At 66.7% G+C, this 1957-nt stretch carries 2 protein-coding genes; one reads left to right on the forward strand and one right to left on the reverse strand.

Going from position 1 to position 1957, the window contains the following annotated elements; genetic code table 11:
- Positions 1–10 precede the first annotated feature (10 nt).
- Positions 11–412 carry a DUF898 family protein gene (locus tag ABD194_RS18945; protein ID WP_343994373.1) on the reverse strand — a complete coding sequence of 134 codons (402 nt, stop codon included), beginning with the start codon at positions 410–412 and terminating at the stop codon, positions 11–13.
- A 293-nt stretch (positions 413–705) separates the two neighbouring features.
- Between ABD194_RS18945 and ABD194_RS18950 the strand changes: the two genes are divergently transcribed.
- On the forward strand, positions 706–1957 hold a 1252-nt coding region (locus ABD194_RS18950; protein ID WP_343994375.1), incomplete at its 3' end, for a hypothetical protein.

Consider the following 1957-nt stretch of genomic DNA (forward strand, 5'->3'; position numbering starts at 1 on the left):
GCGCGGGCGATTACAGAGATGTCGAGCGGCCAGGCGGAACCGGGTGCCCGAGGTTCACATTGATGGTCGGCCCCTGCGCCCCAGACAAGCGCGTCGTCGGGTCGAAGTCGGTGTGTTCCCACTTCCACTGGACGATCCGGGGGCCGACCCAGAGCAGATAGATGCCCAGCGTGAGGAACGTGAGCGCCAGCCATTTGATCCACGTGCCGAAGAGGCCGACCGCCGAGCCGGTGAAGATCAGCCGCTGCCCGTCGATGTAGGAATGCTTGGCCCTCCACCGCTCGTTCAGCACAAGCGCGTACGGGTAGCAGATCCCGAAGGTCAAGACCGTGATCAGCACCCCGAGAAGGGCAGTTCCCAGATAAGTGCCGGCACCGCCATCGAAGCGGAAGCGCCGAGAGTTGTAAGTCATCGTTCCCTGTCCTTTACCGTGACTCGAAGGCCCTAGTCCACGTCTACCTACGCCTGTCGAGCTCCGGTGAAGTATGGCGCGCATGCAGGCACTCAGGAGGGCGATCAGGGCAATTCGCTCGCCAGCTCAAAGCGCCCCGCCGTGCGCACCGCTCGGATCACCGCTCCGGGCGTTCGTCCTGCTTGCCGCCAATGCGTGCATCTGCCGCCGCTCTGGGCGACACTTGCCGCTGGTCTTCCGGGGTGGAAGAGCCGAAGGTGCCGTCGAGGCGCCCCGCCAGAAGGGACTGCCACGTGACCGACGACAAGAGGTCCGATTCCGCGCAGCTTGATGACGACCTCGAGGACGTCAACGTCGAGGCGAGCCTCGGCGCCGAGCAGGCCGATCGAGACATCGCCAAGGCCGTCACCGGCCGCAACGCCATGGCCCGCAAATACGTCCGGCGCATCCGCCGGCGAAGCCATGAGGCGACGCCCGCCGACGTGATCGCGATGCTCGAGCGCCATTACGTCACGGCGATCAGTGTGGCCGGTGCGGCCGTGACCATTGGCACCGTCGCGCTCGAGATCGGCATCTCGCTCATTCCCGGCGGTGGCGCAGCTGCAGCCGGCGGCAAGGCTGTCGCCAAGAGAGCGGGGAAAACGGTGGCCAAGGAGGCCGCCAAGCAGGCTCTGAAGACCGCAGGGAAGCAAGTGGCCATCGGTGCAGCACAGACCGGCGCACACCGGGTTACCGCACTCATCCCCGCTGGGGATGCGCAGCTCCAGTTCGAGATCACCGCACTCTTCGCACTGGCACTCGCCGACATTCACGGGATGGAGCTCGACAAGGAGCAGGCGCACGCCCTGGTGTACGGACTGTCCAACGGTCGGGTCAGCCAGCAGCAGATTGCGACCATGGCGACGGATTTGGCCACGACGTCGGACGAGGTAGCCAAGGGGACACCGGCCAGCGCCGGCAAGCGCAAGGACCTGTCCCACTGGGCTAACACGCTTGCCGACTCGCTGCCCGGCGGTCAAGCGCAGACTCTCGTTCGAGGCGTAGAGAGCGGCGTACTGGAAGGCGTTCGAGCTGGGCTGAGCAACAAGCAGCAGGCGGCCGTCGACTACGGCGCCGGCGCGCTGGTCAGCGGAGCCACAAAGTTCGTGTTCGGTCGCGAAGTCGTTGAGGCGGCCCGTTCGGCCTTCGCTGAGGCACCAGCGCAGTTTCCCGCACATCTCGATGTGCCGTCCCAGGCCGAGATGGCCGACGATGAGCCGAACCGCGCACTCGAAGCACTCGAAGACGCCGCGAAGGCCTTCGGCGCCGGGGTGGCCGACCGCGCCGCCGCCGTCGGGGCAGGTGTCACGAATGCTGCCGGCGCCGTGAGCCGTCCCTTCCGGAGTGTCGACCTCGACGGAGACGGAGTGCCCGACGAACCGCAGGCGCTGTCGGCCGTCAAGGGCGTTGCATCGGCCGCCGGCGCACTGACTCGATCCTTGCGCAAGGGCGATCGCGACGGTGACGAGCTCCGCGATGAGCCGAAGGGATTCCAAGGTGCGAAGG

The sequence above is a fragment of the Terrabacter terrae genome (assembly GCF_039529575.1).
Taxonomy (GTDB): Bacteria; Actinomycetota; Actinomycetes; order Actinomycetales; family Dermatophilaceae; genus Terrabacter; species Terrabacter terrae.